Raw genomic sequence first — 24928 nt, 5'->3', positions numbered from 1 at the left:
AAATCTGCAAGCCCCCCCCTAAAGCATCAGAAAAACCATCATATTCACCCGCCTCCATGGTGATAAATTCTGACCTAACCCACTCCACGAGAGCCTCATCGACTTGAGCCACATGCGCGTAGAGGATCGCCTGTTGTAATAATATGGCCTGATCCATGCGGCGACGCATGTCCCGCCGCGCTCCATCGTGTGGCGTATCCGCCAGCATCTGACGATACCGATACCCCCGGTTAAGGAACAGGGCCTTTTCGAGGGAAGGCTCGTAATGCCGGCAAACGAAGTCACGCAATACGGCGTCGACCGCGCAAAGGTCTCGCTCAAGGCTGGATTCATCGTGCGCGGAATCCTCAACCGATCTTGCCTGACAACCAGCAGTGCCATGGGCGCAGGACAGTACGGAGGTCCGTTCAGACAGGGCGTGAGCCATGAAACGGAACGCAACATCGTGAAACTGCCCTGCCTCGGCGGGAAATGACAGACCATGCTCCTGGAGGAACCGCCGCCGAAACAGACATGCGTCGAGTAGAGGCGGACAGCCCAGTAGCGCGCGTGGTTCGACCAGAAGCCCGGTTGCCGAGCCTGTCTGAGGGTTTAGCTCTGCGGCGGTTATTGACGATCCCGACGGATGACGGCAGAAGGCAATATCGCTGTTGAAGCGGACGGCGGATTCGAGCAACCCCCCGAGCATTGAAGGTTCAAGGCCACCCTGCGCTGCGTCGGCAAAGGCAACAAAAAGTCCGGAGGCCTCGCGCAAACCAAAGGTACGCGCCTCAGCCATGGACCATGCGGGCGCCCGCAGCACCCGTATACGATCATCCTGGATGTCCCGTAAAGGTCCAAGCCACAGGCCGCTCTCGGGATCGCATTCCGCCGGCATGACCAGAAGAAGCTCGACATGGATCAGCGATTGCGCCAGAAGAATTGCCAGCGAACGATAAATCTCATCCGGCACCTGCTGGACAGGGAGGGGCACGATGAGGGTGACATCAGGTCCCCTTTCCTGGCGTCCGGACATCGGGAGCGCGACCGTGGCATTGTGCCAGTAGAACTGCCGGGCAGCTTCCCGGCTACCTCGATGCAGCCAGAGCGGATTGGCGAGCCATTCATCGAACTCACCCGCCAGATAGCCGATCCGAAAGCCGGTGACCAGAGCCTCGACAAGGCTGGCCGAAAAGTACTTCCAGTCGACCCATACTTTGCCCAAGACCCTGGATTCGTCACCCAGGCTAGCCATGCAGGCATCACTGGAAGCATGCAGGATCAGGTTGTTGACACCCAAAGATTGAGCCGACTCACCGATGACCTCGCGCAGAAACCTGTCCCGCTCGACAACATGGACGGGGTACCTGGGATCATTGATAGCCCAACGCAGCGGCAACAATCCCGACTTGCCACCGAAAATTAGCGACGCTCCTTCATGCGTATTGCACTCGGCATGAAGCCCATAAAAAAAATGTGACAGGCGCCATTTGTCGTCCTCAAGAAGATGCTGAGGCGTCAGCACAGAAAGATAGCCGACGAGGTCTTGCGCTCTCATGGCGAGATGTCGAACCCATCCTGCCGGCTAGCGCCTAAAATACGATGGAATGCAGAGATGATCATGGTTCAGAAAGCCCGAGAACTAGGCCATGCCCGCAGATAAACCTACCAGTTTCTGCACATCCGCCCGCATCAAAGCATCAACCACCGGCCTTTGGCTTGGACTATCCGGGCACTCCAGCATCCAGTAATCATTCAGCCAGTCCTCCGGCACATTGTCCCGCACAATCTGGCTGGCTTTGGAAAAAAAGTCATGGCGCTGCCCGGGAAACGTCATGCCCCCGCACCACCAAATTGCACGTATCAAAGAATAGAGAACCGCAGCACCGATGGCTGCGGGAGGATTCAAGTCCCGCATGGATTGGAGAGATTCAAGCGCTACTTCAAGTGCATCGAACCGGGTATTGCCACGCTGGGTCGTGATTTTACCCGGTCGATTGACACGATAGATATAATGAAAATCAGCGATCAAGCCGATCCTGCTGGCCAGTGCCAACATCCTCAGATGCACGGGCTGGTCCTCGAACAGACGCCCTGCAGGAAAACATAGACGATGCGAATGAAAGAAATCCCGCCGAATCAGGCGATAGTTCGCGTTGGGCTCCAACAGGAACAAGTTGGGTTCTTCAAGTCGCGATATCACCCGGACCTGTGCCCTGCCCAACAGGCGGTCCCAGACCCATTGGTCGTAAAAGGGAAACGCATGCTGGGTCTTGGCGTCGTAAACCAAGCTCCTCGCGAGAACCACTTCGCAGGCCTGCCGTTGCGCAAAGCCATACAGTTTGCATAGCGAGCCCGCCATCTGAAAGTCGTCGCTATCCAGGAAAGCGAGATACCTCCCTCTCGCGAGCTTGGCACCAAGATTTCTGACCGCAGAAAGCCCTTGGTTATCCTGCCGAATAAAGAGAGCCTGGACGTCCTGTCTGCCCCGCAGCAAGCTGGAGATTTCGACGGCTGAATCATCGGTAGAACCATCATCAATGATGATGATCTCGAGAGATATCATGTGACAGTTCGACAGCACACTCAAAAGGCATTCGTCAACATAATCTCTGACATTATATACTGGGATGATCAGCGAGACGTCAGGATCAGCACGCTTGACGATTGAGCGGCTATCCAGGATGACTTCGCATGATGCCTGAACACCTTCTTTACCAAGGCTATTGGCCATGTGTTGCATTTCCGGAAATGTCAGCATGACCCCCTCATCCCAACAGGCTGGACATCAGAAGATCAACCCAAGCCAAGGCTTACGGTGTTTTGGGGCCTAGCATGGCAGGGGGATTGCTTGATCTATTACCACGTCACCTAGCAAGCGAAAGCCTGCTTTTGGGCTTGATAAACACGGCCAGGCTAGTTGGCGTAATCCTTGACGGACATCCAGGCATCCTTGCCAGCATCGGACCGATAGCGCATGGCTCTTGCCCACAACGATCGACCTCGCCCCAGAGAGCGGGTGGACTTCAGCAAGATGCCCGGCGGCAAGGACACATTGTCCCCAAAAAGGTCGTATCTGGCGGCATTCGTATAGGTATTGTGCAGTCGGGGTTCAATGACACTCGCTGCCCAATAATGCGAGGCTACCTGAGTCTTGAAAAGCGCCTCCTCCAGTTCCCGGGAATGATGTTGCCGCACAAACTCCTTCAATATCTGAAAAATTGGAAAATGCACGTAAAGTCGCTCATCGGCGACACCGATATCCTGCCCAGGACGTTGCTGGCGGTAATTGTAATAGCATCCATGCACAACCGATAACCGCTGCGCCAGCGCCAGGGTCATGAAATGAAACGGGGTGTCGTCGAATCGCCGCAAGTTTCTGGCGAAGTCCAACCCGTTTTCTTCAAGAAAATCCCGCCGGTATATTCGACGCCAGATCGAAGGCTTCAGGGGTATCAATGCCTTGGGGTTCGCCACCAGACCTTCGCCCGGCGAGAGCGCATGGGACAGCTGGAAATGCTCCCGCTCATCTTCCCGCGTGTTATCCACTTGGTAGACATGCCGAAAACCGCATTGTGCTATATCGCTGCTAAACCGAATCGCCGACTCCGCCAGCGCCTGATACATCGGCGGGTCGACCCAATCGTCTCCATCCAGGAAACCGATAAAGAGCCCACCAGCAGCCCTCATGCCATTCGAACGGGAAGTGGCGCACCCAGCATTTTCTTGATGCAGAACCTTGATGCGAGCATCCCGCCTTGCCCACTCGTCGGCGATCTTTCCAGAACGATCCCTGGCGCCATCATCGACCACAATGATCTCCATCGCGTCGAGGGTTTGCGTAACCAGACTTTCCAGGCACTGGTCCAGGCAAGCCTCGACCCCATAGGCGGGTACCACCACCGATACGTCGGGACCGGCAAAGCGGCATCCCGCGATCACGCCAGACTGCCCGGTGATACGCCAATGGAAGTTTTTTGCAACTTGGCGACTCAGGCGGTGAACCCACAAAACATTCGCCTTAGCCTCGGAAAATTCTCCCGCCAGGTAATCAAAACCAGTCCTGGCGGCAAGCGTCGTCAAAAGTTCGCGATCGAAATATTTCCTGTCGAAGTGAACAACCCCCACGGGGCCCTTATCCAACTCAGGTAATGCCAGAACATCCAGGCAGGATGCATGAAGTCTGACGTTCTGAAGACCCAGCATGGTAATGGATTCGGCAATTGCCAGCCTCAGGGCCAGATCTCGCTCGACGACATGAATCGTCTCGGAAGGGTTACGATACGCCCGCACCAGGGCATACAACCCTGAACGTCCCCCAAAACTGAGCATGCTGGTGTCGGGCGCCCCGACAAAAGCGCCGGGCCCTAACCAATGATGGCGGATTCGCCACAGATCATCCGTAATCATCTTTTCTGGCGTTCTGGATGACAGCCCAGACAGAACGCGCTGGAGATAATTATTTATCGCCCCCATGAGATCAATCCCGATAATTGTCGACGATCAATAAAGTTGACAAGAATTCGTTTGGCACGAGCCATAAGCAGATCAAGCCTCCCGGCCCTCAACAGCAGATAAGCCGAGCGCACGGGGTCCTTTCTGCCCGCAGCCAGACCAATCAATCTCGACCTGTCACCGGAAAGCAGTGCGCTGCCAATCAGGTAATAGATATCTTCGGGAAGTTTTTGTGCAGGATAAGCCACGACCCAAGCACTGGGTGGCATGCTGGAGAAAATCTCGCAGGCCTTTCCATAGAACTCATGGCGGAGATCCGATGGCAGCATGGTGCCGCACCACCAGGCAATGCGGATGAGTCCGTAGAGTACCGCCGCGCCCTCCCGGTCCGTCAGCTCGGCAGAGGCAAGCTTCTCGATAGTCTCGGCCGCAACGGCAAGGATATCAAACCGCTTTCGGCTGCGGTCGGCTGTGGTCTTGCCCGGACGCGCCACCCGATACCAGTAATAGGGGATGTCCAGCAGGCCCACACGGGCAGAACTTGCCAGCATTTCGTAATGAACCGGCGGATCCTCGAAGAATCGTCCCTCGGGAAACCTCAACCTCCCGCTCTCGAACAGCTTGCGACTGATGAGCCGATAGTTTGGATTTGGCTCCAAATAGAACAGGTCGGCATTTCCATATCTGGACACCACCTTGCTGACACTGCCGTCAAGCAGTCGGTCCCACGCCCAGTCGTCGTAAAACGGATAAACATCATGTGTCTTGGAATCAAACACCAGGGTCCGCCCCATAACCACATCGCAGGCATTATGCCGAGCAAAATCCACTGCATCCTTGACGACCCCCGCCATTAGCAGATCATCGCTATCCAGAAAACCAATATACTCGCCTTGGGCAAGATTCAGACCGAGGTTTCGAGCCGCCGACACCCCGGCATTTTTCTGTTTGATATACAGCAGTTCGCAAGGCCAGTTCCGGGCCAGAACAGACATGATGACATCGTGTGTGCCATCGGTTGACCCATCATTGACGATGATCACCTCCGCCAAGATGCCGTGCAGCGCAGCAAAGGCGGAGGTCAAACACTCCTCAACATAATGAGCAACATTATAGGCGGGAACAATCAGCGACACATCTGGTGGTACGTCCCGGCTCTGCGCTCGGGAATCAAATTCAGCTTCGTATTCAAGGTGCATGTTTAACCTGATCAATCGAACTTATCGACCAACGCTGAACCGCTTGTTACTCAGAGCGGCGCAGACCCGATCAATCGCTTATCTCTGCAATAGGTCCATGAAACCCATAGCGGAGCCCGTTTGCCCGCTCCTCGACCAAGGCACTCAGCCCATGGTTCTTGAGCATGCGGTAATAGGCACCCTGGCAGGTGTCGACCGGCTTCCGGTGGGCGGCCGTTAACGCATCGACGACCGCGATCCGCCGGGGTCCGAACAGCCGCCGCACCAGTCCGCCGAGCGCGAAATCCAGACCCCAGCCGCTGATGCTGCGGGGGAACAGGAAGGCGCAGGCCAGGAGCGCCTCGCGCTTGATCAGGGGCATCATGATTTCAACGGCATTCAAGTAGCGTCCCAGGGAACCCGATTGCTGCTTCAGCACCTCCCACGCGCTGACCGAGTCCTGCGTCAACGCGGGCTGCGCCAGCTGCAGCTGCAATGTCTCCGCCAGCCGGAACAGGCGGGTGATGGCCTCCTCCGTGATCAGGACGTCATCATCCAGGTAAAGGATGTAGTCGTACTGCTCCAGGAATCCCGGCCGGTCCTCGAGCAGACGGTGGATCGCCGAAAACTTCGTCCCCAGACTCTGCGCCAGCACCACGTCCGCCCAATCCGCCTGATTGTAGGTGTCGTCGTAAAAATTCGCTATCACATGCCAGGGTCTGCGCCCCCCCGGCGACAGCCAGCGGCGATGGAGGAAGGACCGGCCGCATTGCAGAAAGACAGCCCAGCCGGCCGGACCGGCACGCCGGTCGGCAATCAGCTCCACCCGCACCTGCCGGAGAAAGTGCTGCTGTACCGTCTCCAGCATGTCGAGACTGCGATAGGCGCCTGCGCAAAAATCCCGCCCCGTCGACAGGAACAGCTCCAGGGGCGTGACATGGTTCGGCAAGCGTCCGGCGACATCCAGATAGGTTCGGGTATCGAACAGCGGGTGCGGATCGCGGTGCTCCGCCGCCCCCGCCTGGACATAATGCACCAGGGGATTGAGTCCCGCCCGGGCCGCTTCCGGGACGGTGCGCAGATACCAGGCGCTGTCGAACAGGGGATTGGGGTTCGCCATCTCCCAGGCGCCATGCTCGAGATAATGCCGCAGCGGATCACTCCCGGAAGAGGCGACGTCGGGGTATTGCCGGCAATACCAGTCGGCGTCGAACAGTCGCGCCAGCGCGCCGTTCAGGGAGGATGGCGAGGACATGCCCGGCACCGGCCAGGAGCCACCGCGCCAGGCGGCTGCGGCCGGTGCGCTCATGCGGCGGAATGCCGCCGCAGGACGATCCGCATCATGCCCCGCAGCGGAGCCGTCAGCCGCCAGCTGAGCGAAGCATAGACGCCGCGAAGCTCCTGCTCGCGTTCCCTGCGATGCCGTTCCTGCTCGGCCAGGCGTTCCTCCAGCTCCCGCCGGGCGGCCAGGGCCGCCGCCACCTGCCGGGCATGTTCCCGGGCTTGCTCGGCGCAGGTCGTCCCGAGGGCGGCCAGCCTATCGGTCAAGGACTGCACCTGAGCCTGCCGTTCCTCAGCCGTCACCCGCAGGATTTCATGCGCCTGCAGGTAGGCATCCCGCTCCTGTTCGCAGGCCAGGAGTGCCTGCCGGTGCTCGGCCTCCCTGTCGGCCATCGCCCGCTCTGTCGCGGCGCCTGCCGCCGCCAGTCGGTGCTCCGATGCCAGCCTGACCTGCAACAGCCGGGCCTGCAAGTCCCGGCGGAGGTTTTCCCGCTCGCGGCGAGCCTGGTGCAGCTGGGCCTCCAGGTCCGCACACCGGCGCCGGCAGCTGGCAAGCTCGGCGCCGGGAGGAGCGCCAGGACGGGTCAGGTCATCGGACATGTGCGCGAAGGGGTATTCCGGAAGCGGGACGGCCGGGGCATTGTAATGGTAATGTCATATTGCGGCGGCAGCCCACTTGGCGCAGTTGTTGCCAAAACCCGGCGGATCAGGATGCGACCTCGCGCAGGCGCCGGGACAGCAAGGCCTCCGTTTCCCGCACCATGCGCGTCTCGGCGGCGCTCAAGGCCCCCCGGCGACGGTAATCAAACGCGGCCATGCAGGCCAGGTAGCGCCCGGGATCGGCGTCCCGCCAGAAACGCTTGAGGAAAGCCTGCACCCCATCCCAGGACCGATCCCACATGGCCTGGTCGCGCTTGTCCGGCGTATTGCCATCACCGGTCAGGCGGAATTCCGACAATGTCTCGAAGACCGGCTCGAACCGCAGGCCCAGCGCAAGCAGGCGATGCAGGAAATTCCAGTCCTCCAGCACCTCCAGCGTTTCGTCGAAGCAGGGCCGCAGGGCGCGGACGGCGTCCATCCGCACGACGTAGGCATTGATGGGGATGAAGTTTTCAAACAGCAGGCAGCTGACGGGCAGGGGCGCATAGGCTGGCCCGGCATCCTGGCCCGGCACCCGGCGATTGCTGGCGGCATAGGCCACATCCGCGGACCGGTGGCACAGGGCATCCCAGAGCGTCGCCGCGAATGCCGGGTAGACGATATCGTCGTCGTCGAGAAAGAACAGGAAATCGAAGGGCACATCGCTCGCATGGACAGCCCGGAGCGCCTGATTCAGCGGATAGCCCCGATGCCGCCCGGTATCGGGCGCCTGGAGGAAGCGGATATCGGGATGGCAGCCACGGACCCGCTCCCTGGCGCTCTCAAGCTCCACCACGCTACCGTGCACCACCACGAAAGCCGTCACCGGCAGCGCTTGCCGCGCCACCGAATCCAGCGCCTCGGCAAGCCCGTCCAGCCGCCGGGCCTGGGTACGGATGATCGCGGCGCCGCGCGGCCGGGCAAAAACCGCCCCGTCGCTCATGCCGTCACGCGAGCCTGCCCGCCCGGCCCGACAGGCCATCGCGGAGCGCCCGCACCAGCAGGCGGGTCGACGCGAGACTGCGCCAGCCTCCCGTCACCAGCCACATCAGCAGGCCGTACAACACGCCATCGATGGCGACCAGCGCCGCGCATCGCGCGTACCGGCGCCGGACGAGCAGGCGGTTGCGGATGTTGTAGTAGTGCTTGCTGCCCAGCCTGGAGCTGTGCAGGCGGGATTCGGGGCTGCGCAAATGGTCGACGACGGCGCCGGGAATCAGCCACAGCCGCCACCCGGCCCGGCGCAGCCGGAGCGAATAGTCGGTGTCGTCGAAGGCCATGAACAGATCGGCATCCGGCAGCGCAACCGCCCGCGCCGCCTCGGCCGCAACCAGGAAGCCGACGAAGGAGGCGGTATCGATTTCCGCCCGTACCTGCCGATACCGCGCCCGCGCCAGGGGCCACTCCCAGCCGGCCCAGGAGCAGAACCGCCGGCGGTGACGAACCGCCCAGCGGCCGTATTCGCGCACCGCGACACCGACGCCACCGGTTCGGTCGGGCAGCCCGGGCAGGGCCCCGATCAGGTTCGCCAGCGCGTCGGGCCATGGAATCGCATCGTCGTCCAGCAGCCAGATCCAGTCCGCCTGCCAGGCCAGGGCCCGCTCCAGCCCGCGCGAGAAACCGCCCGCGCCGCCGACGTTGGACGGGCTGAGGATGATCTCCATCGGCAGTTCGCTGCCCTTGAGGCTGCGGTCCGCCCGGATCGTCCCGCCATTGTCGAAGACGATCAGATGATCCGGCCGCCGTGTCTGCGCCTCAAGGGCGTCGACGACCAGCCGCAGTTCCTCCGGCCGCTGATAGGTCACGATGACGGCCGCCACCCGCCAGCCATCCGGCCGGCCCGGCGCGGGCATGGCGGCGCTCATGCGCCCAGCGGGTCCTTCACGAAGGCCGGCATGGGCTGGCCGGCAAGGCAGGCCTCCCGGAAACAGTCCACGGTCTCCAGGGCTTCGCCGATGGTCACATCCATGTCGAGGTAGCGATAGGTGCCCAGGCGACCAACGAAGGTCACGCCGGTCTCCGCCCTGGCCCGGTCGACATAGCGCGCCAGCAAGGCCTTTTCCGCCACCAGCCGGATCGGGTAGTAGGGAATGTCGTCAGCCCCGCAGGCACGGCTGTATTCCCGGAAGCACAGCGTCTTCTCGTGCTGCTCCCAGGGGGCGAAATGCTTGTGCTCGCTGATGCGGGTCCAGGGCACGCTGTCATCGCAATAATTCATGACCGCGCACCCCTGGAAATCCCCCTCCGCCCGAATCGGCTCGAAGTCCAGCGTCCGGTATCCCAGCCGGCCCTCGGCGTGGTCGAACCAGGCGTCGATGGGACCGCTGTAGAACACATGATCGAACGAGCCGGCCTCGGCGCGCCGGAAGCTGCGGTCCAGCTGGACGCGGATATTCGGATGCGCCAGCCACTGCCGGACGATGGCGGTATAGCCGTCCCGCGGCATGCCCTGGTAGCGATGGGCGAAATAGTTGTCGTCGTAATTGAAGCGCACCGGCAGGCGCTTGAGGATGCTGGCCGGCAAGTCCGCGGGGGCAACGCCCCATTGCTTGACGGTGTAGGTCCTGAAGAAGGCCTCGTACAGCTCCCGGCCGATGAAGCGCAGGGCCTGCTCCTCGAAGGTCTGCGGATCGTGGATGCGGCTGTCGCCGGCGGCGGCGATGAAAGCCGCGGCCTGCGCCGGGTTGAAGGTCTTGCCGAAGAACTGGTTGATGGTGAGCAGGTTGATCGGCAGCGAGAAGACCCGGCCTCCGGTGGTGGCCTTGACCCGGTTGACATAGGGCTCGAAGGTGGCGAAGCGGTTGATGAACTGCCAGACCCGCTTGTTGTCGGTGTGGAAGATGTGCGGCCCGTAGACATGCACCATCACGCCCGACTCGGCGTCGCGCTCGCTGTGGCAGTTGCCCGCCACATGCGGGCGAACATCCATGACGGTGACCTGATGCCCCTGCTCGGCCAGCTGATTGGCAATGACGGCACCCGAAAAACCGGCGCCCACGACACCCAGATTCACACTCACCTCCCTCGAAGTCGATACCGGAAGCGCCGCAACGGGGCTCAGTGCGACGCAGCCGGCATTATCGCAGCTTTCCCGGTCATCCCCCGGCGATCCGCCGCACGACGCCGCGCAGAGAGCCCGGGCGATTGCCATCCGCCAGCTGCGCCAGCCGGGTCAGCAGGTTCACGGAACCGGACGCGAACAGCCCAGCCAGCAGCAGATGCTTGGGATCCCAGCCCTGCTGTCGCCGATAGGCCGCCAGCCAGGACCCGGGCACGGATGAGCGGAACAGCCCGCAGGCCTCGGCAAAGAACGCCCGGCGGGCGGCTGGCGGCGTTCTCACCCCGCAGCCCCAGGCCATGCGCAACAGGACCCGCAGGGCGGCGCCACCCTGCGAGGGCGCCACGGAACGTGCCCGGAGCGCATCGAGCGCCAGCGCCGCCACGCGCAGGGCGTCGAAGCGCCTCAGGCTGCGCGCCTCGGTGATCTTGCCCTCCCGGTTGACGCGATAGTGGTAATAGACCCGATCGGCCAGGGCGATCCGGCGTGCCCCCAGCAGCATGCCGAAGTGAACGGGCGGATCCTCGAAATACAGCCCGCGCGGAAACTCCAGGGCCTGCTCATGGTAGAACGTCCGCCGAATCAGCCGGTAATTGACGTTGGGCTCCAGCGACAGCAGTCGGGGGCTTTGCCGGGCATCGGTGACGCGCGTGGCCCGACCGGACAGCAGGCCCTGCCAGATGGCTGCGTCGTAGAACGGGCAGGTGGCCTGGCTCGCCGAGTCGAACACCAGCGTCCGGCCCAGGACCACGTCGCTGCCGCTGGCCTCCGCCAGCCGCAGCAGACTGCCCAGGGCACCGGCAGCAAGGCGGTCGTCGCTGTCCAGAAAGCCGAGGTAACGTCCGCTGGCCAGCGTGGCGCCCAGGTTCCGCACCGCGGACAGCCCCTGGTTGGCCTGCTGGATCAGGACGGCCGGGAGGCGGCGTTCGGCCTGCAGGAAGGCATGCGCCAGCGCCAGCGAGCCATCGGTGGAGCCGTCGTCGATGACGATCAGCTCGAGATCGATCGCACCGGCATTGTCGGCGATCGATGCCAGGCATTCGGCCAGGTAGGGTTCGACATTGAAGACCGGCACGACCAGCGAGACCTGCGGCTGCCGGCCGGCGTCCCGGCGATGATCGGCAACGATCCGGAATGCGGCAGACATTACGACGGAGTGCGGCCAGGCCTCTCCGCCAGGGCCGTCAGCCAGGTGCGGCAATGCGCCAGCAGCGCCTCCAGCTGTCCTGCCGGGTCGGGGGCATACGGCATGCTGACCAGACCGCGCCCGTGACCCTCGCTGAAGAGCGGCCGCGGCCCGACCTCGTCCAGCCATCGCAACCAGTCCTCTCCGGACAGCCCCGCTACCGTCTCGCGGGGATAGAGGCTCAGGGCCACGCGGCGCATGAGGATGGACAGCGCCTGGGCCTTCTGCACCGGCGACAGGGTGGCGTCGGCCTCCAGCCGGGCGATGTTGGCGAGGGCGATCTGCACCGGGCCGGGCCGGCGGCGACGGCGCCGCCACCACAGCGCCAGCCCCGCCATCAAGGCCAGCACCAGAACCGCAAGCCCCCACCAGCCGGGGGCCGGCGGCCACCAGCCGATCGGCTCGGGCAGATGAATGTCGCGCAGCGGCAGCTGCTCGATGTTCGCCGGCTCAGGCATGGCGCAGGGTGCGGTGAGCGCCGCGCTGAAGCACCGCCAGGGGCGATTCGGCCGTTCCGCAGTCGACGAAGCGCAGGCCGTGGCGGCGTGCCAGCGTGCGGACCTGCGCCTGACGCGTCAGGAAGCGCCGCTCCCACTCGGCGATGGCGGCCCGGTCGGCATCGATCACCCATTCCCGGGTTCCGTCGCCGTAGCGGCGGCGGCCGGGCGGCAGGTGCCGCTCCAGGGGATCGTGAATCATCACCAGCACGCCGTCGCAATGCCGGGACAGGCGACTCAGCGCCGCCTCGCCAGCGGCATTGAGCCCGCGAAAATCGCTGAAGATGAACACCAGGCTGCCGGGCCGGGCGTGGCGGGGCAGATGCAGCAGGGCATCCTCCAGGGCTCGGACCGGGTCACCATCGGTAGCGGCGGCGCCGGCCTGGGCCCGGTCCACCAGCACCTTGAGCAGCCTGAGCACGGCCGCCTGGCCGTGCTCAGGCCGCAGCTCGATGCTGCCGGCCTCCGAGAACACCTGGCCACCGATGCGGTCGTCGTGCCGACGGGCGCTCCAGGCGACCAGGGCGGCCAGCCGGGCGGCCATCGCCGACTTGTACATGCCGCGGGTGGCGAAGAACATGCTGGCCCGGTAATCGACGCTGAGGAACACAGGGCGCTCGCGCTCCTCGCGGAACAGCTTGGTGTGCGCCCGGCCGGTCCGGGCGGTGACGCGCCAGTCGAGATTGCGCACGTCGTCGCCGGGCATGTACAGGCGTGCTTCGTCGAACTCCATGCCCCGGCCCTTGAAGCGGGACAGGTACTGGCCGCTTTGCAGCGCCCGGGCGGTCGGGCGGGCCAGGGCGATCCCGGAGGCCGGATGGCTCAGGGCGATCAGCTCGTCGAGATCGGGGCGGACGACGGCGGCTGGCGGGGACGCCACGGGTGTGGCGGCTCCGGCGGGATGGGGGCGCAGCCAGGTCATCAGGGCAGGAACCGCTGCAGGACGTTGTCGAGGAAGTTGAAGCCGGTAGCCGTGCAGCGAATCCTGCCGGCCTGGCGCTCCAGCAGGCCCTCGTCGAGGCAGGCGGTCAGCTGTGGCTCCAGCCGGCCAAGCGGCAGCCCCGTGCGCGCGGCGAACAGCGGCTCGGCAAACCCCTCGCGCAGGCGCAGGGCGTTCATCAGGAATTCGAACGGCAGCTGGTCGGGCGCGACCCGCTGGCGCGTGCCCTGCCGGGCCGGATCGCCCGCGGCCGCCAGATAGTGCAGCGGGTGCCTGATTCGGGTGGTGCGGGTGACGTCGCCGGTGCGCATGTCGGTTATTTTGCCATGGGCGCCGGCGCCGATGCCGAGATAGTCGCCGAACCGCCAGTAGTTGAGGTTGTGCCGGCAACAGGCGCCATCGCGGGCGTAGGCGGAGACCTCGTACTGCTGGAAACCGGCCTGCGCCAGCAGCGCCTGGCAGGCCTGCTGCAGGGACCAGAGGGCCTCCTCCTCGGGCAGGCGCGGCGGATACTTGTGGAAGAGGGTATTGGGCTCCAGGGTGAGCTGGTAGAAGGACAGGTGCGTCGGTCCCAGCCCGATGGCGGTACGGAGGTCGGCCAGCGCCTCCGCCTCGCCTTGCTCCGGCAGGCCGAACATGAGATCCAGGTTGAGCGCGGCAAAGCCCGCCGCCCGCGCCATCTCGACCGCCGCCAGGGCCTCCTCGCGCCCGTGGATGCGCCCGAGCCGCCGCAGCGGCGCGGCATCGAAGCTCTGGATGCCCAGCGACAGCCGGTTGACGCCGGCCTGGCGAAATCCCCGGAAGCGGTCGCTTTCGGCCGTGCCGGGATTGGCCTCCAGCGTCACCTCGGCCGATGGCGCCAGGGCTACCCGGCGCCTGACGCCCGCCAGCAGATCCGCGATACCCGCCGCGCTGAACAGGCTCGGAGTGCCGCCGCCGATGAACACGGTCTCGACGGTCCGCTCGCCGATGGCGGCCGCCTCCGTTTCCAGATCGCGCAGCAGGGCATCGACGTAGGCGCGCTCGGGCAGTTCCGATTCGGCCCGGTGCGAGTTGAAGTCGCAATACGGGCACTTGCGGACGCACCAGGGGATGTGGATGTAGAGCCCGAGCGGCGGCGACACGATCGGACCGGCCGGGGCCAGGGGATGCCGGAAAGCCATTGCTATACTGCCATCGTTTTACCTGCCACCCTCATGCTGAGCTACCGTCACGCCTTCCATGCCGGCAACCATGCCGATGTCCTCAAGCACTGGGTGCTGAGCCTGATCGTCCGCGCCCTGCTGCACAAGGACAAGCCCTTCGTCTTCATCGACACCCATGCCGGCGCCGGCCGCTACCGGCTGGACTCGGACTGGGCCAGCCAGCACCGCGAGCACGAGACCGGCATCCAGCGCCTGTGGCGATCGGGTAACGTTCCCGAGGCCCTGGAACCCTACCTGTGGGCCGTGCGCACCACCAACCCCGGCCGCGAGCTGCTCTGGTACCCCGGCTCGCCCCGCATCGTCCGGCCCTTTCTCAGGCATCAGGACCGCATGGTGCTTTGCGAATTGCACACCAGCGAGGCCCGCATCATCGCCCGCGAGTTCGAGGGCGACCGGCAGGTCCGGATCGAGAGCGGCGACGGCTACCAGGCATTGCGGGCCTGGCTGCCGCCCCGCGAGCGGCGCGGCCTGGTGCACATCGACCCCGCCTACGAGCGCAGGGACGAGCGGCAGCGTGTCCTCAAGGCGCTCGCCGAGGCCCACGCACGCTGGCCCACCGGCATCTACGCCCTCTGGTACCCGATCCAGGACCAGGCCACGGCGGACGATTTCCGGCGCCGCCTGCAACGCCTGGGCATACCGCGGATGCTGGCGGTAGAGCTGCGGGTGCTGGCCGACGAGGCGTTCCGGCTCAATGGCAGCGGCCTGATCCTGATCAATCCGCCCTGGCGGCTCGACAGCACCCTGGAACAGACCCTGCCCTGGCTGTGGAAGACCCTGTCGCACCGGGCAGAGGGCGGCTGGCGCGTGACCTGGCTCACCGGCGAGGCCCCGGCCGGGCCGGCGCGGCCGGCCTGAAGCCTCAGACGGTCGGCCGGCCGCGTAGCGGATCGGTCAGGTGCGGAGCGATCAGCTCCAGCATCGGCGCGTGCAGCTTGGGATTGGCGCAGACGATGCTGCCGGTGTCGAAATACTTGTCGCCGCCCTCCAGGTCGCTGACCAGCCCGCCGGCCTCCAGCACCAGCAGCACGCCGGCGGCCATGTCCCAGCGCTGGAGACCGATTTCCCAGAAGCCGTCGAGGCGCCCGCAGGCGACGTAGGCCAGGTCCAGCGCGGCGGAGCCGGCCCGGCGGATGCCGGCGGCATCCCTGAGCAGGCTCTTGAGCATGGCAAGATAGGGATCGATGTAGCTCTGGTCCTTGAACGGGATGCCGGTGCCCAGCAGCGCGCCGTGCAGGCCCTTCTGCCGGGTGACGCGGATGCGCCGGTTGTTGAGCGTGGCGCCGGCGCCACGCTGGGCCACGAACAGCTCCTGCCGGAGCGGGTCGTAGACCACGCCGCGCTCGATCCGGCCGCGGTAGAACTGGCCGATGGAGACGGAGAACTGCGGAAAGCCGTGGAGAAAATTGGTGGTGCCGTCGAGCGGATCGATGACCCAGACATGATCGCTGCCGGCGGGGCCCTGCTCGCCGTGCTCCTCGCCGAGCACCGCGTGGCCAGGGTAAGCCTTGCGCAGGATGCCGACGATCTCGTGTTCGGCCTGGCGATCGACGTCGCTGACGAAGTCGTTGCGGCTCTTCAGGGAAATGTTCAGCAGGTCCACGCGGTCCATGGCGCGGACGATGATGTCGCCCGCCGCCCGGGCTGCCCGGACCGCGATGTTCAGCATGGGATCCATGTCTCGGGTCGTGCGCTCGGTAGGGTGAAGTAAGGGGGAGGGGCCGGGAAAGGCCGCGGCTCTGGCCTGGCGGCCAATGACCGGAAGCCGTCAAGGGTAGCAGACTTCTGCTATATTTTGCGCCCCTCGCAACCATGGACCCCGCCCGCATGAGCTCCCTCGCACAGGTGCGGATCGTGATGGTCAACACCACGCATCCCGGCAACATCGGCGCGGCGGCCCGGGCGATGAAGAACATGGGCCTCGCCGACCTGGCGCTGGTGGCGCCCCTGGACTTCCCCAGCGGCGAGGCGACCGCGCGCGCCTCCGGCGCCGACGATGTGCTGGCGGGCGCGGAGGTGTTCCCGACCCTGGACGCGGCCATCGCCGATCGCGAACTGGTCGTCGGCGCCAGTGCCCGCCTGCGCAGCATCGCCTGGCCGCAGCTCGACCCCCGCGAATGCGCCGCCCGGGTGCTCGGCACCGAGGCCAGGACGGCCATCCTGTTCGGCCGCGAGCATTCCGGCCTGACCAACGAGGAACTGGAGCGCTGCCACTTCCTGCTGCACATTCCCTGCAACCCTGACTACAGCTCGCTCAACGTGGCCGCGGCAATCCAGGTCGTGGCCTACGAGCTGTTCATGGCCGCCCGCCAGGCGCGGCCCGGCCCGTCAGGCGATGGCGATACCGCCGCGCCGGCCACGGGCGAGCAGATGGCGTCCTTTTTCGGCCATCTGGAGAACACCCTGCGCGACATCCGCTTCCTCCACGCCAGCAAGCACGAAACCTCGATCCTGCGGCGGCTGCGGCGACTGTTTAACCGCGCGCGGCCGGACGAGAAGGAACTGCACCTGCTGCGCGGCATCCTCACCGCGGTGCAGCGGCAGGCCGGCAACCGGCCGGACTAGCGTCGCGGGGCGAGCCCGCCGGGCCGCCATCTTCGCTATCATGACCGCCCCGGGAGGCGATCGCCTCCCGGCCTTTCATCACGGCCTGCGGGAGGTGTCTCATGTCGGCGTTCGGTTCGTTCGTCTTCTTGCTGCTGGTGCTCTCCATCGTGCTGGTAGTGCTCAGCGTCAAGTTCGTGCCGCAGGGCATGGCCTACACCGTGCAGCGCTTCGGCAAGTACACCATGACCCTGACCCCGGGCCTGAACGTGATCATGCCGATCATCGATCAGATCGGCGCCCGGATGAACATGATGGAACAGGTGCTGGACGTGCCCTCGCAGGAGGTCATCACCAAGGACAACGCCATGGTGCGGGCCGACGGCGTGGTGTTCTACCAGGTCATCGACGCGGCGCGCGCGGCCTATGAGGTCAGCAACCTGGAATACACCGTGTTGCAGCTGACCATGACCAACATCCGTACCGTGATGGGTTCCATGGACCTGGACGAGCTGCTGTCCAAGCGCGACGAGATCAACGCCCGGCTGCTGGCGGTGGTGGACGACGCCACCACGCCCTGGGGCGTCAAGGTGACGCGCATCGAGATCAAGGACATCAAGCCGCCACAGGATCTGGTCGATTCGATGGCGCGGCAGATGAAGGCGGAACGCGACAAGCGCGCCGCGGTGCTGGAGGCCGAAGGCATGCGCCAGGCGGCCATCCTCAAGGCCGAGGGCGAGAAGCAGGCGGCGGTGCTGGAAGCCGAGGGCCGCAAGGAGGCCGCGTTTCGCGAGGCGGAGGCGCGCGAGCGCCTGGCCCAGGCCGAGGCCCGCGCCACGCTGATGGTGTCCGAGGCCATCGCCAAGGGGGATGTGCAGGCGGTCAATTACTTTGTCGCGCAGAAATACGTCGAGGCGCTGCAGCAGCTGGCCGCCGCCGACAACAGCAAGGTCATCCTGATGCCGCTGGAATCGGCCAGCGTCATCGGTGCGCTGGGCGGCATCGGCGAACTGACCCGCGAAGCCTTCACCAAAAAGGAGGGCTGACGCCATGCCTTTTGACGTGGTGTTCTGGCACTGGTGGTCGCTGGGCGCCATCCTGCTGATCGTCGAACTGCTGGTGCCCGGCATGTTCTTCATCTGGATGGGCGAGAGCGCCTTTGTCGTCGGCGCCGTGGTCTGGCTGTTTCCGGCGATGACTTTCGAGCATCAGGTGCTGCTGTTTTCGCTGCTGTCGGTGCTCAGCATCCTAGTCTTCCGGCGGTTTCTTCGCACAAACCCGATCCAGACCGACCGGCCGCTGCTCAACCAGCGCGCCGCGCAATACGTGGGCCGCGTCTTCACCCTGGCCGAACCCATCGTCAACGGCCGCGGCCGGATCCGGGTGGACGATTCCACCTGGCGGGTGGAAGGCGCGGACTGTCCCGCCGGCACCCGGGTGCGGGTGGTCGATGCGGAAAACGTGATCCTCAAGGTCAGCGCCGATGAGCCGCCCGCCTGAGCAGCGCCCGACCGGCCATCCGCGCCGCCGTTGCCCCGGCAACCACGGCCGGCGGTAGCCGCGCGGGATCGGCAGAACCCCCTCCCGTACCCTTCCGCCCACCCCAAGCCGACCGCGACAGACGCGACGGCGCCCTGTCCGACCGATCCGCCGTGAACCCCCACCTGCGACTCTCGACTCCCCTGATGCCGGCGATCATCCGCACGCTGGATGTCCTCCTGATCGCCCAGGCGGGTTTCATGGCGCTCAACATCCGGCGGCTGTTCGACCTGCCGGTCTACCTGCCGGACGACCTGTCCGGCTATCACAGCCTGATGGCGGCGGCCGCCATCGTTTTCCTGCTGCTGTCGCGCCCGGTGTACCGCTCCTGGCGCAGCGCCGCCCTGCCCATGATGATGGCGCGGGTCGCCGTCAGCTGGGCCAGCGTGGTGGGGCTGCTGCTGCTGTGGCTGTTCGTGGTCAAAGCGTCGGAGGACTTCTCGCGCCTGTGGTTCGGCCTGTGGCTGCTGATCGGCACCGCACTGCTGTGGCTGGAACGGCTGGCCGTCTATTTCAGCCTGCGCCTGTTGCGTCGGCGCGGCTACAACCTGAAGCACGTGGCGCTGATCGGCGCCGGCGCCACGGCCGACAGCCTGGTCCGGCGGCTGCGGCAGGCGGGCTGGACCGGCTACCACGTCGCCGAGCGCCTGCCCGAACCCGACACCGGGACGCTGGAACGGCTGGCCGCCCGGCCGCTGGACGAGATCTGGCTGGCCATCCCGATGAGCGAGGAGGCGCGCATCCGCCAGACCCTGCATGGCCTGCGGCACACCTCGGCCGCCATCCGCTACGCACCGGACTGGTTCACCTTCCGCCTGATCAACCACGGCATCAGCGAGGTGCTGGGCATCCCGATGCTGGACCTGTCCGCCTCGCCGATGACCGGCCTGAACCGGGCGCTCAAGTACCTGGAGGACAAGCTGCTGGCGCTGCTGATCCTGGTATCGCTCAGCCCGCTGATGCTGCTCCTGGCCCTGGGGGTCAAGCTGAGTTCGCCCGGCCCCGTGTTCTACCGGCAGGAACGGGTCGGCCTCAACAACCGGCCGTTCATGATGCTGAAGTTCCGCTCCATGCCGGTCGACGCCGAGGCCGGCGCCATCCGCTGGGGCGGTTCCGCCAGGAAGCCGGCAACCCGCTTCGGCCGCTTCCTGCGCCGCACCAGCCTGGACGAGTTGCCGCAGTTCCTCAACGTGCTCAAGGGCGACATGTCCATCGTCGGCCCGCGGCCGGAGCGGCCGATGTTCGTCGAGCAGTTCAAGGACGAGATTCCCGACTACATGCGCAAGCACCTGGTGAAGGCCGGCATCACCGGCTGGGCCCAGGTCAACGGCTGGCGCGGCGATACCGACCTGCCGACACGCATCGAGCACGACCTCTACTACATCGAGAACTGGTCGCTGTGGCTGGACCTGAAAATCATCGCCCTGACCCTGTTCCGGGGCTTCGTGCATCCCAACGCCTACTGATGGCCCGCCGGCTCGGGTATAGTCCCGCCTGCGACGCCCGGCTTCCGGGCCGCCAACCCTCACCGCCCAAGCGCATGAAGCCCGTCATCCCCGGTGTACCCGCCGTCCTGCTGCTTGGCGCCCTGCTGCCGGCGGGCGCCGTTCTGGCCGAACCTCGCATCGTCCTCGGTCCCAGCGGACCAGGCGAGGAGCCCGAAGTCGTGGAAACCATCTCCGGCCTCAGCTACGACCAGCTCAAGCGCCTGCGCGAGCTGCGCCGATGGCTGGAGCAGCGGCAGATGATCCGCGAACAGATCCGGCTCAGCCGCCCGGAAAACCGGCAGCAGGCCGGAAACGGCTCCCTCTTCAACGACCGGCAGCTGTTCGCGCCCCTGGGCCAGCGCTTCGCCGGCAAGCTGCCGGAACCGCCCCCCGACCCCGCCACGCTCAGCCTGCCGCCGTTGCCGCGTTTCGCTGCCAAGGGCGAGTCCCTGGACGCACCGGCGGCCACAACGGATCCCGCCGAGCCCGCGCTCAGCGGCGATGCGGCGGAGGCACGCGCCGACAATGCCGTCGGCCGCATCACCCACATCACGCCGCCCAGCGACGGCACCCAGATCGAGTACGAGCTGAATCCCGCCGACCGCTGAGCCCGGCACAACGCGGGACGGCATATCACCGCAATCCTGGCAGAGGGCACGCCCGGCGTGCCCGGCAAACGGCCGTAGGGGCGTTAAACTTGACGCCCTTCAGACCCCGGCCTTGCGAGGTACTCCGCTTGAAGCTCGAAGACATCCGCAAGGATGCCGCCATCTCCGGCCTGGAGCCCGGGCAGGTGGTGCGCATCGTCACGACCGAGCCGGTCGGTGACAACGCCTTGACCGTCTACTACAAAACCACCGACGGCAGGCTATCGGAGCGCATGCTGTTCCGCACCGACGAGGTCACGCTCTCCCTGGCCGAGGCCGGCCGTCCCTGGGCCTTCGATGCCCCTGGCGAGGACTTCAAGCTTGCGGTCGAAGCCACCCGCATCAACCTGGCTTACCTGTTCGATCCGATGATGGCGGTCCACACCTCGAACGTGACCCCGCTGCCGCATCAGATTACCGCCGTCTATCAGTCCATGCTGCCGCGCCAACCCTTGCGCTATGTCCTGGCGGACGATCCCGGCGCCGGCAAAACCATCATGGCCGGCCTGTTCATCCGCGAACTGCTGATGCGGGCCGATGCCCGGCGGGTGCTGATCATCGCCCCGGGCAGTCTGGTCGAGCAGTGGCAGGATGAAATGGACGAGAAGTTCGGCCTGCGCTTCGCGCTGTTCTCGCGCGAACAGGTGGAACAATCCCGCAGCGGCAATCCCTTCGAGGATGTCGATCTGCTGGTCGCCCGTCTCGATCAACTGTCGCGCAGCGAGGACCTGCAGGAGAAACTCAGGCTCTCGCGCTGGGACCTGATCGTGGTCGACGAGGCCCACAAGCTGTCCGCCAGCTACTTCGGCAACAAGATCAACAAGACCAAGCGCTTCCTGCTGGGCGAACTGCTGGGTTCCATCACCCGCCATTTCCTGCTGATGACCGCCACGCCGCACAACGGCAAGGAAGAAGATTTCCAGCTCTTCCTGTCCCTGCTGGATTCCGACCGTTTCTACGGCAAGTTCCGCGATGGCGCCCACAAGGTCGACATCTCCGACCTGATGCGCCGCATGGTCAAGGAAGACCTGCTCAAGTTCGATGGCACGCCGCTGTTCCCGGAACGAAGGGCCTACACGCTTAACTACAAGCTCTCCAATCCCGAGGCCGCGCTTTACAACACCGTCACCGACTACGTGAAGGAGGAGATGAACCGGGCCGATCAACTCGAAGGCCAGCGCAAGGGCACGGTCGGCTTCGCGCTCACCGCACTGCAACGCCGGCTGGCCTCCAGCCCGGAAGCCATCTACCAGTCACTGAAACGCCGCCGCCACAAGCTCAAGCGCCGGGTCGAGGAAGAGAAACTGCGGCAACGCGGCCACGGACTGGCCAAAACCCTGGATCAGTATGGTTTCAACGGCACCCCGGACGATATCTGGGAGTCCGCCGACAACCTGGACCCGGACGAATACGAAACCTTCGAGGAAGCCGTGGTCGACCAGGCCACCGCCGCCCGGACCCTCCAGGAACTGGACGCCGAAATCCTCATCCTCGAAAGCCTGGAGGGACAGGCCCGGCAACTGGTGCATGCCGGCCAGGACCGCAAATGGGAAGAACTCTCCCGTCTGCTGCAGGACACCCCGGAGATGCGCGATGCCAGCGGCCGTCAGCGCAAGCTGATCATCTTCACCGAGCATCGCGACACCCTCAACTATCTGGCGGATCGCATTCGCGGACTGATCGGTGCCGAAGAGGCCGTCATCATGATTCATGGCGGGGTCAAGCGCGAGGAACGGCGCAAGGTGCAGGAGCTGTTCCGCAATGATCCGGCGGCCCGTGTGCTGCTGGCCACCGACGCGGCCGGTGAAGGCGTCAACCTGCAGAACGCCAATCTGATGGTCAACTATGACCTGCCGTGGAATCCCAACCGGCTGGAACAGCGCTTCGGCCGTATCCACCGTATCGGCCAGACCGAGGTCTGCCATCTGTGGAACGTCGTCGCCGCCGAAACCCGCGAGGGTGATGTCTTCCAGCGGCTGTTCGAGAAACTGGAGGTCGAGCGCCAGGCCCTGGGCGGACGCGTGTTCGACATCCTGGGCGAGGTCTTCGAGGAAACGAGCCTGCGAGACATGTTGATCGAGGCCATCCGCTACGGCGAAGACCCGGCCACCCGCGCAAAACTGTTCCAGCAGATCGAGGGGCTGCTCGACACCCAGCACATCCAGGACATTCTTCGCCGCAATGCGCTGTGTCAGGAAGTCATGGATGCTGATCGGCTGTTCCAGGTCCGCGAGGACATGGAACGGGCCGAGGCCCGCAAGCTGCAACCCTACTTCATCCGGGCGTTCTTCACTCAGGCCTTCCGGCAACTGGGCGGGGATCTGAAACTGCGCGAATCTGGCCGCTACGAAATCAAGCATGTTCCCGCCGCCATTCGCGAGCGCGACCGGCAAATCAGCGGCCGCGACCGCCGCAACCTTGATCCGGTGCTGAAGCGTTATGAGCGGGTCTGCTTCGAGAAGGACTACGTCCGCCTGCTGGACCGGGTCGGCACACCCATGGCCAGCCTGATTCACCCCGGCCACCCGCTGATGCAGGCGGTGACCGACATCGCCATCGAGCAATACCGCCACACCCTCAAACGTGGCGCGGTGCTGGTTGATCCCGCCGATAGAGGGCTGACGCCCAAGGTACTGTTCATCGTCGATCACGCCATCAAGGAAGGGGCCGATCCCGGCAAGGTCCTCTCGCGCCGATTGCAGTTCATCACCTTGGAGCCCTCTCCCCGCACGGGAGAGGGTCGGGGTGAGGGGGGAATCATGGCCACCCACGCTGGCTGGGCACCCCATCTCGACCTGCAGGCCATCGAGCCGGCCGACCTGGCGCTGATCCCGGATATCCTGAATGCGCCATGGCTGGGTTCCCCTCTCCCGGCGGGAGAGGGGTCAGGGGTGAGGGTGAACCTGGAGCAACAGGCGCTTGCTCAGGCAGCCCAAAATCTGGTCCCGCAGCATTTCCAAGAAGTCCGGGAGCGTCGCGAACAGAGGGTCGACAAGACCCTCGCCGCCGTCCATGAGCGGCTGGTCAAGGAGATCAACTTCTGGTCGGACCGCTACCTGAAGCTCAAGGACGACATCGCCGCCGGCAAGGATGTGCGGCTGACCCTGGAGAACGTCCGCCGCACCATCGATGATCTGACCGCTCGGCGCGAATCCCGTGAAAAGGAACTGCAGGCCATGCGTCACGTGATCTCGGCCCCGCCCGGCGTGATCGGTGGGGCGCTGGTCATCCCGGCCGGGCTGTTACTGCAGCGACAGGGCCAACCCGGCTGGTCGGCCGACGCGGAAGCCCGCAGTCGCATCGAACGGATCGCCATGCAGGCCGTTACCGAAGCTGAAATCGCCATGGGCCATCACGTCACTGATGTCTCGGCCGAGAAATGCGGCTGGGACATCACCAGCCAGCCGCCGGCCATCAACGGCAAGCTGCCGCCATCTCGCCATATCGAGGTCAAGGGTCGGGCCAAGGGTCAGACGACCATTACCGTCACCCGCAATGAAATCCTCTACGGACTCAACCAGCAGGAACAATTCATTCTGGCCATCGTACTGGTGGAAGGTGAGACCTATGAAGGGCCGCACTATGTCAGGAAGCCCTTTACCCAGGAGCCGGATTGGGCGGTGAGCAGCATCAATCTCGATCTGGGCCAGTTGCTTGCACGCGCCGAAGCCGCCCATTAGAGTAAGGCGCTCCTTACCTCCCTTACCGATAAACCGCCATGACCGCCGTCGCCAAGATCACCGCCAAGGGGCAAATCACCATCCCTGCCGATATTCGCGCTGCTTTGGGTGTAGGCCCGGGGGATCTGCTGGCCTGGGATATCGCCGCCGATGGCATTGCCCGGGTGCGTCGCGTCCGCCCGATCGACCTCGAATACCTCAAGGCGGTGGAAGGCACGCTGACGGAATGGAACAGTCCGGAAGACGAGGACGCCTACCGTGACCTATGAGGCCGGCCAGGTTGTGCGCGTGCCGTTTCCCTTCACCGACCGTGTCGCCAGCAAGAATAGGCCGGCACTGGTGCTGTCGGATGCCGCTGCGTTCAATACCTCCTCGGGTCATCTGGTGCTGGCCATGATCACCTCGGCCAGGAACGCGCCCTGGCCGCTGGATTGCCCCATTGAGGACCTCGAAACCGCCGGCCTGCCTGCGCCCTCGGTGGTGCGTTGCAAGCTGTTTACCCTCGATGCCCGGCTCATCCGCGGTGTCGTCGGCCGGCTGGCCGAAGTCGATGCGTCCCGCGTGGCCCAAACCAGAAACCGTCTTTTCGCCATCACCTCTTGACTTGAGTGAA

At 64.9% G+C, this 24928-nt stretch carries 23 protein-coding genes; 9 read left to right on the top strand and 14 right to left on the bottom strand.

The window, feature by feature from the left end:
* The 13 genes from ACYQ1H_RS13085 to hemW form a co-directional block, all read right to left on the bottom strand.
* The coding region (locus tag ACYQ1H_RS13085; RefSeq protein ID WP_460028485.1) for a hypothetical protein at positions 1-1537 on the bottom strand (1537 nt) is incomplete at its 3' end.
* Between the two features lie 84 nt (positions 1538-1621).
* Positions 1622-2740, bottom strand: a complete 1119-nt coding sequence (locus tag ACYQ1H_RS13080) for a glycosyltransferase family 2 protein (protein WP_460028484.1) — start codon at positions 2738-2740, stop codon at positions 1622-1624.
* A gap of 155 nt (positions 2741-2895) precedes the next feature.
* On the bottom strand, positions 2896-4455 hold the full coding sequence (locus tag ACYQ1H_RS13075) for a glycosyltransferase (RefSeq protein WP_460028483.1): 1560 nt from the start codon (positions 4453-4455) through the stop codon (positions 2896-2898).
* Positions 4443-5633, bottom strand: a complete 1191-nt coding sequence (locus ACYQ1H_RS13070) for a glycosyltransferase family 2 protein (protein ID WP_460028482.1) — start codon at positions 5631-5633, stop codon at positions 4443-4445. The genes ACYQ1H_RS13075 and ACYQ1H_RS13070 overlap by 13 nt, the downstream gene beginning before the upstream one ends.
* Before the next feature lie 70 nt (positions 5634-5703).
* Positions 5704-6921, bottom strand: coding sequence for a hypothetical protein (locus ACYQ1H_RS13065; RefSeq protein ID WP_460028481.1), 1218 nt, complete (start codon positions 6919-6921; stop codon positions 5704-5706).
* The gene (locus tag ACYQ1H_RS13060; protein WP_460028480.1) at positions 6918-7493 is read right to left on the bottom strand and encodes a hypothetical protein; all 576 of its coding nucleotides are present in this window, start codon (positions 7491-7493) and stop codon (positions 6918-6920) included. Before ACYQ1H_RS13060 ends, ACYQ1H_RS13065 begins: the two co-directional genes overlap by 4 nt.
* A gap of 106 nt (positions 7494-7599) precedes the next feature.
* Positions 7600-8475, bottom strand: coding sequence for a glycosyltransferase family protein (locus ACYQ1H_RS13055; RefSeq protein WP_460028479.1), 876 nt, complete (start codon positions 8473-8475; stop codon positions 7600-7602).
* A 4-nt stretch (positions 8476-8479) separates the two neighbouring features.
* Positions 8480-9397, bottom strand: coding sequence for a glycosyltransferase (locus tag ACYQ1H_RS13050; RefSeq protein ID WP_460028478.1), 918 nt, complete (start codon positions 9395-9397; stop codon positions 8480-8482).
* Positions 9394-10545 carry a UDP-galactopyranose/dTDP-fucopyranose mutase family protein gene (locus ACYQ1H_RS13045; protein ID WP_460028477.1) on the bottom strand — a complete coding sequence of 384 codons (1152 nt, stop codon included), beginning with the start codon at positions 10543-10545 and terminating at the stop codon, positions 9394-9396. Before ACYQ1H_RS13045 ends, ACYQ1H_RS13050 begins: the two co-directional genes overlap by 4 nt.
* Positions 10546-10627: 82 nt before the next feature.
* A complete protein-coding gene (locus ACYQ1H_RS13040; RefSeq protein ID WP_460028476.1) occupies positions 10628-11737 on the bottom strand; it encodes a glycosyltransferase family 2 protein in 1110 nt (369 codons plus the stop codon).
* Complete coding sequence (locus ACYQ1H_RS13035) at positions 11737-12234, bottom strand: DUF4381 domain-containing protein (RefSeq protein ID WP_460028475.1); 498 nt, start codon at positions 12232-12234, stop codon at positions 11737-11739. The genes ACYQ1H_RS13040 and ACYQ1H_RS13035 overlap by 1 nt, the downstream gene beginning before the upstream one ends.
* Positions 12227-13195 carry a DUF58 domain-containing protein gene (locus tag ACYQ1H_RS13030; protein ID WP_460028474.1) on the bottom strand — a complete coding sequence of 323 codons (969 nt, stop codon included), beginning with the start codon at positions 13193-13195 and terminating at the stop codon, positions 12227-12229. Before ACYQ1H_RS13030 ends, ACYQ1H_RS13035 begins: the two co-directional genes overlap by 8 nt.
* A complete protein-coding gene (gene hemW, locus ACYQ1H_RS13025; RefSeq protein WP_460028473.1) occupies positions 13195-14337 on the bottom strand; it encodes a radical SAM family heme chaperone HemW in 1143 nt (380 codons plus the stop codon). The genes ACYQ1H_RS13030 and hemW overlap by 1 nt, the downstream gene beginning before the upstream one ends.
* Positions 14338-14409: 72 nt before the next feature.
* Here hemW and ACYQ1H_RS13020 point away from each other — a divergent pair, with 72 nt between their 5' ends.
* The gene (locus tag ACYQ1H_RS13020) at positions 14410-15276 is read left to right on the top strand and encodes a 23S rRNA (adenine(2030)-N(6))-methyltransferase RlmJ (protein ID WP_460028472.1); all 867 of its coding nucleotides are present in this window, start codon (positions 14410-14412) and stop codon (positions 15274-15276) included.
* A 4-nt stretch (positions 15277-15280) separates the two neighbouring features.
* On the opposite strand, the gene ACYQ1H_RS13015 is transcribed toward ACYQ1H_RS13020, so the two are convergent.
* Complete coding sequence (locus ACYQ1H_RS13015; RefSeq protein ID WP_460028471.1) at positions 15281-16096, bottom strand: inositol monophosphatase family protein; 816 nt, start codon at positions 16094-16096, stop codon at positions 15281-15283.
* A 149-nt stretch (positions 16097-16245) separates the two neighbouring features.
* Here ACYQ1H_RS13015 and ACYQ1H_RS13010 point away from each other — a divergent pair, with 149 nt between their 5' ends.
* The 8 genes from ACYQ1H_RS13010 to ACYQ1H_RS12975 all read left to right on the top strand — a co-directional run bounded on the left by ACYQ1H_RS13010 (position 16246) and on the right by ACYQ1H_RS12975 (position 24918).
* Positions 16246-16983: an RNA methyltransferase gene (locus ACYQ1H_RS13010; RefSeq protein ID WP_460028470.1), complete on the top strand. Its 738-nt coding sequence runs from the start codon at positions 16246-16248 to the stop codon at positions 16981-16983.
* A gap of 101 nt (positions 16984-17084) precedes the next feature.
* Positions 17085-18008, top strand: coding sequence for an SPFH domain-containing protein (locus tag ACYQ1H_RS13005; RefSeq protein WP_460028469.1), 924 nt, complete (start codon positions 17085-17087; stop codon positions 18006-18008).
* 4 nt (positions 18009-18012) lie between these two features.
* Positions 18013-18462 (top strand): NfeD family protein, encoded by a 450-nt coding sequence (locus ACYQ1H_RS13000; protein WP_460028468.1) that lies wholly within the window; start codon positions 18013-18015, stop codon positions 18460-18462.
* Positions 18463-18614: 152 nt separating this feature from the next.
* The gene (locus tag ACYQ1H_RS12995) at positions 18615-19967 is read left to right on the top strand and encodes an undecaprenyl-phosphate glucose phosphotransferase (protein ID WP_460028467.1); all 1353 of its coding nucleotides are present in this window, start codon (positions 18615-18617) and stop codon (positions 19965-19967) included.
* A 74-nt stretch (positions 19968-20041) separates the two neighbouring features.
* Entirely contained in the window at positions 20042-20596 is a 555-nt protein-coding gene (locus ACYQ1H_RS12990) for a hypothetical protein (RefSeq protein ID WP_460028466.1), read from the top strand.
* Positions 20597-20724: 128 nt separating this feature from the next.
* Complete coding sequence (locus ACYQ1H_RS12985; RefSeq protein ID WP_460028465.1) at positions 20725-24315, top strand: helicase-related protein; 3591 nt, start codon at positions 20725-20727, stop codon at positions 24313-24315.
* Between the two features lie 38 nt (positions 24316-24353).
* Positions 24354-24584: an AbrB/MazE/SpoVT family DNA-binding domain-containing protein gene (locus ACYQ1H_RS12980; protein WP_460028464.1), complete on the top strand. Its 231-nt coding sequence runs from the start codon at positions 24354-24356 to the stop codon at positions 24582-24584.
* The gene (locus ACYQ1H_RS12975; protein ID WP_460028463.1) at positions 24574-24918 is read left to right on the top strand and encodes a type II toxin-antitoxin system PemK/MazF family toxin; all 345 of its coding nucleotides are present in this window, start codon (positions 24574-24576) and stop codon (positions 24916-24918) included. The genes ACYQ1H_RS12980 and ACYQ1H_RS12975 overlap by 11 nt, the downstream gene beginning before the upstream one ends.
* Positions 24919-24928: the final 10 nt, after the last annotated feature.

The organism is Methyloparacoccus murrellii (assembly GCF_054657115.1).
The sequence above is the reverse complement of the archived record's forward strand: the minus strand, read 5'-3'. Positions and strand labels throughout refer to the sequence as shown.

What these genes read in the sequence shown, in the direction of transcription:
- ACYQ1H_RS12980 (WP_460028464.1), top strand. Translation starts at nt 24,354, where the DNA reads ATGACCGCCGTCGCCAAGATCACCGCCAAGGGGCAAATCACCATCCCT.
- ACYQ1H_RS13040 (WP_460028476.1), bottom strand. Translation starts at nt 11,737, where the DNA reads ATGTCTGCCGCATTCCGGATCGTTGCCGATCATCGCCGGGACGCCGGC.
- ACYQ1H_RS13015 (WP_460028471.1), bottom strand. Translation starts at nt 16,096, where the DNA reads ATGGATCCCATGCTGAACATCGCGGTCCGGGCAGCCCGGGCGGCGGGC.
- ACYQ1H_RS13080 (WP_460028484.1), bottom strand. Translation starts at nt 2,740, where the DNA reads ATGCTGACATTTCCGGAAATGCAACACATGGCCAATAGCCTTGGTAAA.
- ACYQ1H_RS12990 (WP_460028466.1), top strand. Translation starts at nt 20,042, where the DNA reads ATGAAGCCCGTCATCCCCGGTGTACCCGCCGTCCTGCTGCTTGGCGCC.
- ACYQ1H_RS13055 (WP_460028479.1), bottom strand. Translation starts at nt 8,475, where the DNA reads ATGAGCGACGGGGCGGTTTTTGCCCGGCCGCGCGGCGCCGCGATCATC.
- ACYQ1H_RS13030 (WP_460028474.1), bottom strand. Translation starts at nt 13,195, where the DNA reads ATGACCTGGCTGCGCCCCCATCCCGCCGGAGCCGCCACACCCGTGGCG.
- ACYQ1H_RS13035 (WP_460028475.1), bottom strand. Translation starts at nt 12,234, where the DNA reads ATGCCTGAGCCGGCGAACATCGAGCAGCTGCCGCTGCGCGACATTCAT.
- ACYQ1H_RS13060 (WP_460028480.1), bottom strand. Translation starts at nt 7,493, where the DNA reads ATGTCCGATGACCTGACCCGTCCTGGCGCTCCTCCCGGCGCCGAGCTT.
- ACYQ1H_RS13065 (WP_460028481.1), bottom strand. Translation starts at nt 6,921, where the DNA reads ATGAGCGCACCGGCCGCAGCCGCCTGGCGCGGTGGCTCCTGGCCGGTG.
- ACYQ1H_RS13010 (WP_460028470.1), top strand. Translation starts at nt 16,246, where the DNA reads ATGAGCTCCCTCGCACAGGTGCGGATCGTGATGGTCAACACCACGCAT.
- ACYQ1H_RS13050 (WP_460028478.1), bottom strand. Translation starts at nt 9,397, where the DNA reads ATGAGCGCCGCCATGCCCGCGCCGGGCCGGCCGGATGGCTGGCGGGTG.
- ACYQ1H_RS13075 (WP_460028483.1), bottom strand. Translation starts at nt 4,455, where the DNA reads ATGGGGGCGATAAATAATTATCTCCAGCGCGTTCTGTCTGGGCTGTCA.
- ACYQ1H_RS13020 (WP_460028472.1), top strand. Translation starts at nt 14,410, where the DNA reads ATGCTGAGCTACCGTCACGCCTTCCATGCCGGCAACCATGCCGATGTC.
- ACYQ1H_RS13000 (WP_460028468.1), top strand. Translation starts at nt 18,013, where the DNA reads ATGCCTTTTGACGTGGTGTTCTGGCACTGGTGGTCGCTGGGCGCCATC.
- ACYQ1H_RS13070 (WP_460028482.1), bottom strand. Translation starts at nt 5,633, where the DNA reads ATGCACCTTGAATACGAAGCTGAATTTGATTCCCGAGCGCAGAGCCGG.
- ACYQ1H_RS13005 (WP_460028469.1), top strand. Translation starts at nt 17,085, where the DNA reads ATGTCGGCGTTCGGTTCGTTCGTCTTCTTGCTGCTGGTGCTCTCCATC.